Source organism: uncultured Gemella sp., from assembly GCF_963525875.1.
Classification (GTDB): Bacteria; Bacillota; Bacilli; order Staphylococcales; family Gemellaceae; genus Gemella.
In genome coordinates, this window is the sequence record NZ_CAURMG010000078.1 from 1 (window position 1) to 3,285 (window position 3,285).

At 31.1% G+C, this 3,285-nt stretch carries 3 protein-coding genes; 2 read left to right on the plus strand and 1 reads right to left on the minus strand.

Annotated features, from left to right (window positions below; genetic code table 11):
- Positions 1 to 39: 39 nt before the first annotated feature.
- Positions 40 to 1,002 carry a hypothetical protein gene (locus tag RWQ73_RS07845; protein WP_314407826.1) on the minus strand — a complete coding sequence of 321 codons (963 nt, stop codon included), beginning with the start codon at positions 1,000 to 1,002 and terminating at the stop codon, positions 40 to 42.
- A 270-nt stretch (positions 1,003 to 1,272) separates the two neighbouring features.
- On the opposite strand from RWQ73_RS07845, the gene RWQ73_RS07850 reads away from it, so the two are divergent.
- Both RWQ73_RS07850 and RWQ73_RS07855 read left to right on the plus strand, forming a co-directional pair.
- Entirely contained in the window at positions 1,273 to 1,827 is a 555-nt protein-coding gene (locus RWQ73_RS07850) for a flavodoxin family protein (RefSeq protein ID WP_314407828.1), read from the plus strand.
- Between the two features lie 656 nt (positions 1,828 to 2,483).
- Positions 2,484 to 3,285: YhgE/Pip domain-containing protein (locus RWQ73_RS07855; RefSeq protein ID WP_314407829.1), on the plus strand; the 802-nt coding region annotated here is incomplete at its 3' end.

A 3,285-nucleotide genomic window follows, 5' to 3' on the forward strand; every position in this document is an offset into this window, starting at 1 on the left:
ATATCGTGAATTTTTTTGTAATTTTTTATGCATTTAACTTTACAATTTAGGAAAGAATTCAAAATTAACATTGTAAGGATTTTTGTTCAAACTAGTTATTATCTTATCACTTACTAAAAGCTCATTAAGATACTGTTCCAATCCTATTATGCGTTCTTCTGAAAAATTACTCAAAATGCCAACTTCAGCAAGACTAAAATCTTTATACTCATTCGATAAGTAGCTTTCTTCAGTTTCCCCTTTTTTAAAACTACTCCCAAAAGACTTTTGATATATTCCTAAAAAACTCTTAATACCATGCAATCCGGCCTCTTTTACTATAATCTCTTCTCCCACATAATAACCAATAGAAAGCAACTCCGCTATACGAGTAAATATATCATACTCAGAGACTATCCTTTTTATTATTCCAGTAAATGCTGCTTTTTTTATCGCCGTCTTCTTCACATTTCTGAGATATTTCTTCATACGAGTATTATACAATTCTTCGTCTTTTTCTTTATCCATGAAAATATCTATTTCACCTATCAAATATATAGGTGCCGCATTAAAAACAACACTATTTTTCACATCATATTCAATTGCTACACGTTGCGAAATACTACCTCCTAATGAATGCCCTGTTAAGATAATATTATCCCCGTATTTCTTCCTCATACGAGTATAAAACCTATAGCAAGACGTTAGATGTTCCCCTTGTCCTAAGCATATCCCAACAACATCTGCATACATATCTTTTTGTCTATCAAAATAAAAATTTGTCCCTGTATAAGCTAGAATGTAATTTTCTTCAACTGTATTTTTAAACAGCGCACCGCTGCTACCTGTCTTCTCATCATAAAAACTTACTACATATTCTAACTCTTCAGGAAAACTCCCTACTGTTTTTTGTAAATTTATATATTCACGTATCATCACCTTCGGAACTTTTATCTTATCCATAGCTTCTATATGATACACTACAAACGATGCATAACTAGATATTTCAAACAACCTATCCATTACTACTCCTATAAATTCATTAATCATTTTTATTATCAATTAGTATTCTATCACAAATAAGAAATATTTCCTATTTTATAAATATAAAGACTTTAATTTATTACTTTTCCCTTAAATTTTTTTCTTTTATAATAAGTTTGACTTTATAATTGATTATTGTTTTCAGTTATCTGTTTAAAACTTTATTATTTTTTGATATAATGAGTATGTAATTTTAATTAATACGGGATTAACCTATCTTACTCCCGCACCCTAAGAGGAGGTTTAATTATGAAAATTTTACTTGCTTATTCTAGCAAAACAAAAAACACAAAAAAAGTAGCTGAAGCTATCTATGAACAAATAAAAGATCAAGCAGAAGTGGACCTACTTGATATAAAAAAACAAAGAAAAAAACTTGAAAAAGAATATGATTTTTATATACTAGGAGCCTGGACCGATAAAACAAACGCTAACAAAAATATGCAACGTTTTATAGATCAACAACAAATCCATAATAAGGATGTAGCATTATTTTTAACTTGTGGTGTGCCTCGCGAGCATTATCATGCCGATGATTCTATAAATAACTATATTGCATTCATGGAAGAAAGAAATAATAGAATCCACGAAACTTTTGTGTGTCAAGGTAAGGTTGATCCAAAAGTAATAATAGTATTTAAAATTCTTACTTGGCGTGATCCTAACTTCATCCATAAAATGACACCAGACCTTGCTGATATGGTTAAAGAATCGCGTTCACATCCAGATATAAAAGATTTGACAGATGCCCAAGATTGCTTTGATAACTTATTAAATTATAAAATAACTCATGCGACAGTATAGTGGGAGTGACTCGAAAATCGCGATTTCGAAGAAATCGATTTTGTTCGAATCACCCCCGCACAGTTTATTAGATATCTAAAAAGCTTTCATAAAGCTAATTTAGATATCAATAAACCACTGCGTCTATGAGTTCTCATGTACACTTTGTTAAATTTTAGGACTTTTGGGTCAGCCCCATATAATTCACTGATAATAATACAACGACGACTTAAGGGGATGATTTATAGGAAACCATTTCCTCTTAGTCGTTTTTCTTTTTTACTAATATCCATAAACTTAATTCGATAACTCATTCCCATAGCACACAAACTTTAAATAGTGAAGTTATTTTTTCATCAATTAGGACTCTTACCACTATAAATTAACCAAACTATTTTAATTAATATATATTTATTTATAAGTTTACTTCATAAAATACACAACCTCACTAAACCTATAACAATAAACATCTTCTCGACTATAACTTATTCTTAAGAGTTACAACCACTATCTCTTATATAAACAACTCGCCCTAACTTTAAAACTTATAATTTCACTATTACTTAAAAATATTTTGACTTTCATTAAAAATAGTTGTAGAATAACTACAGTGATGTATAACTTCATCATAAAACTAAATATTTAAATTTTAGCTATAGAATTTCTTAGGAGGAATTATGATAAAAAAAGAATTTAATAGCCTTTTGAAAAGTAAAGGGTTAATTATCACCATGGCTATCGTTCTTCTGGTACCAATTTTATATGCAGGAACTTTCTTAAAAGCAGTCTGGAATCCATATAATAATACCGGAAATATGAAAGTCGGAGTGGTAAACTTAGATAAAAAAGTCGACCTTGATGGGAAAACTCTAGAAGTCGGAAATTCAATGGTTGAAAAATTAAAAGAAAATAAAAAAGTAAATTGGCAATTCGTCGATAAAGAAACAGCTGATAGAGAATTACGTGAAGGAGATTACTACATGGTAGTTACCATTCCCGAAAACTTCTCTAAAAACGCTAGCTCATTATCAAACGAAAATCCAGAGAAAATGAACATTGATTTTACTACTAACTTTACAAAGAGTAAAAATGGTGAAAAAATCATGGAAACTGTAGCGAGTAATTTAACAAACACAGTTAAAGATCAAGTTGTAAAAACTTATACAGCAACTCTATACAGTAAATTTTCTGAACTAGGTTCTTCACTTCAAAAAGCTGCAGATGCTACAAACCAATTAAACAATGGGCTTGGTCGTCTTAGCGAAGGTGGACAAAAACTTAGTGGCGGTATTAATCAACTTACTGATGGTTCTGGTCGTCTTGCCGCTGGACTTGGTCGCCTTAGCGAAGGTGGACAAAAACTTAGTGGCGGTATCGATCAACTTGCCGCAGGTTCTGGTCGTCTTACTGCAGGGCTTGGTCGTCTTAGCGAAGGTGGACAAAAACTTAGTAACGGTGTTGACCAACTTGCTGATGGTT